Origin of the sequence: Zunongwangia atlantica 22II14-10F7 (genome assembly GCF_002094855.1) — a bacterium.
GTDB classification, from domain to species: Bacteria; Bacteroidota; Bacteroidia; order Flavobacteriales; family Flavobacteriaceae; genus Zunongwangia; species Zunongwangia atlantica.
Window position 1 is genome coordinate 1 of sequence record NZ_ARYN01000049.1, and the last position, 2524, is coordinate 2524.

At 31.2% G+C, this 2524-nt stretch carries 4 protein-coding genes; all 4 read left to right on the top strand.

Annotated features, from left to right (window positions below; all coding sequences use genetic code 11):
• Positions 1 to 51: 51 nt before the first annotated feature.
• The 4 genes from IIF7_RS20385 to IIF7_RS20400 all read left to right on the top strand — a co-directional run bounded on the left by IIF7_RS20385 (position 52) and on the right by IIF7_RS20400 (position 2409).
• A complete protein-coding gene (locus IIF7_RS20385) occupies positions 52 to 396 on the top strand; it encodes a hypothetical protein (RefSeq protein ID WP_084843529.1) in 345 nt (114 codons plus the stop codon).
• Positions 393 to 722 (top strand): hypothetical protein, encoded by a 330-nt coding sequence (locus tag IIF7_RS20390; protein WP_084843530.1) that lies wholly within the window; start codon positions 393 to 395, stop codon positions 720 to 722. The genes IIF7_RS20385 and IIF7_RS20390 overlap by 4 nt, the downstream gene beginning before the upstream one ends.
• Positions 723 to 881: 159 nt before the next feature.
• Entirely contained in the window at positions 882 to 1751 is an 870-nt protein-coding gene (locus IIF7_RS20395) for a restriction endonuclease (RefSeq protein ID WP_084843531.1), read from the top strand.
• A 4-nt stretch (positions 1752 to 1755) separates the two neighbouring features.
• A complete protein-coding gene (locus tag IIF7_RS20400; RefSeq protein WP_084843532.1) occupies positions 1756 to 2409 on the top strand; it encodes a hypothetical protein in 654 nt (217 codons plus the stop codon).
• The last annotated feature ends 115 nt before the right edge of the window (positions 2410 to 2524 follow it).

The window sequence follows — 2524 nt, forward strand, 5'->3', positions numbered from 1 at the left end:
TTTGAGACAAACTGCCGTTGTAAACAATGCTGAAAAACCACTCTTGCGTAAATGAATATTGATGAATTGACAAAAAAAATCAGAAAGGTATCATCTGAAAAAAATATTCAAGAATTATCGGATTTTATTCAAAAATGGAAATTTGACAAAAAAAATGTTTTAGAATTAAGAGAAAATGTTGAACGATATTTAGGACATGCGCGGTTTGACAAAAAAGCGGATTTTGACAAAGTTTATGAAATGTGGTCGGATTTTAGAGATTCAGCAATTAATCGAATTGATGGAATGACTATGAACGAAAGACTTTATTGGTTTGGACTATTTGAATTATTCGAAAACACAAAAAACGAAACCGAACAAGAAAAGTATTATAGCAAATTAATGGCAAAAAAATGAGTGCTGATAAAAACAAAAAAATATTTTTCAACTTCATTTCAATACTATTAATTATTAGTTCCTGCTACTTCCTTTTAGCAACTATAAATTCTGCGGTAAACAAAAAATATGAAGTATTTAATCCAAAAGAATCATATCATTATTCTACATTAAAAACAGAAATCCAGAAAATGAATTATGTTAAAGAAATAGAACATAATAATTTGATTTTAAAAGCAACACCAATTATATATCTGACTCTAACAATTACAAGTTTTATCTCTGCAATTTTAATTTACAGAAACAAACTATCTGAATCGAAATTTTTGAGAATATTTGAGAAATAAAGGCACAGTTTACAACAACGCGTATGGTCAATTGCGGCTAAATACTTAATCGATATTCGATGTTTTTAGCTATATTTATTTTAAGCGGACAAAACCTGGTTAACCAACCCGCAACTGTCCATACTCGAAACCGTTACCTTGCATTTTTAAACAGAGCAAATGGATAAAAACTTCAAATACAAATACGACGATTTATTTAACCCAGTATTAAAAGCACTTAAAGAATTAGGCGGATCCGGTTCTATAAGTGAAATTGAGGAAGAAGTAATACAAATTCTGAATTTAAGTGAAGATGCGATAAACGAAATCCATAGAGAAAGCACAACTAAATTAGCCTATAGATTGGCTTGGGCAAGAAATTATTTAAAGAGATATGGATTAATTGAGAATTCTTCAAGAGGTGTTTGGGCTTTAACAGATAAAGGACAAAAAACGGAAAAAGTCGATCAAGAAAAAGTTAAAAGAACTGTCGTAAAACTTGATCGTGAAGAAAGAAGTCAAAGAACGAGCAAAGAAAAAGACGATGATGAGCCAAAAATTGATGATACAACTCACGAAATAGAAGAATTTAGTTGGCAGGATAAATTAATTCAAACAATAAGGAAAATAAGTCCCGATCAATTTGAAAGGTTATGCCAAAGACTACTGCGTGAATTAGGGTTTGTAAATGTTGAAGTGACTGGCAGAACTAACGATGGCGGAATTGATGGAAAAGGAATATACAAAATTGGAAGTGTATTATCATTTCACGTAGTTTTTCAAGCCAAAAGATATAAGGGATCAGTTTCATCATCAGTCATAAGGGATTTTAGAGGAGCAATGAGTGGTAGAGCAGATAAAGGACTAATTCTAACAACTGGCAGTTTCACCAGAGAGGCTAAAAAAGAAGCTACACGAGATGGCGCAATTCCTATAGATTTAATTGACGGGAATGATTTTGCTGAGAAACTTAAAGAGTTAAATTTAGGTGTTTCCATCGAAATGGTAGAGGAAGTAAAAATAAAACCAGAATTTTTCAAGAGCATTTAATTATATGGCAGTGACAATTGACGAACTTTTTAATGAGTTTGATTTAGATTATGAAGGTCCTTTCAAATGGTATGACAATTTAAACGCGAACTATAATGGAGTTTATATCATAGCCACAACTAATAAACCTAAAAGTAAAACACCCACGAATAGTTTCAATATCTGCCCAAAAACATTTGAATTCTGGATTAAAGAAGCAGAAGATTTAAATATTAAAGGAGAAAAAGTAAAGGAAATTACTCAAGTCTCGGATTACTTGGAAAATTTCTGGAATCCGAATGAAAATATACTTTATATTGGCGCTTCAAGTTCAAAAACAAATCCTCTACAAAAGAGAATACAACAATTTTTTGATCATAAAGTAGGATTTCAAGGTCCACATACGGGTGGTTATTGGTTAAAATTACTTGACTGTTTAGAAAACACTTACGTTTATTATAGTAAATGTAAGAACCCAACTCAGATAGAGTTTAAAATGCTATTAAAGTTTGTAGACAAATCTTCGGGAAATAGCTTTTATGATTTAGAAGACTTCACAAATTATTTTCCATTTGCAAATTTAAAAATTGATGTATTAAAGAAGCACCAAATAAAAAATTACACTAATAAGAAAAAGAAAAGCAAAAAACGCAAGGTAACAACGGTTAATCGCCAATAGCCGGCAACGTTAGAAAGAAAATAATTAAATTAACCAACTAACCAATACTAAGCCGACAAATCCGTGTCCCTCACTCCGCCAACTGGCGATAACCGTATTCCAAGATCAAAAACAA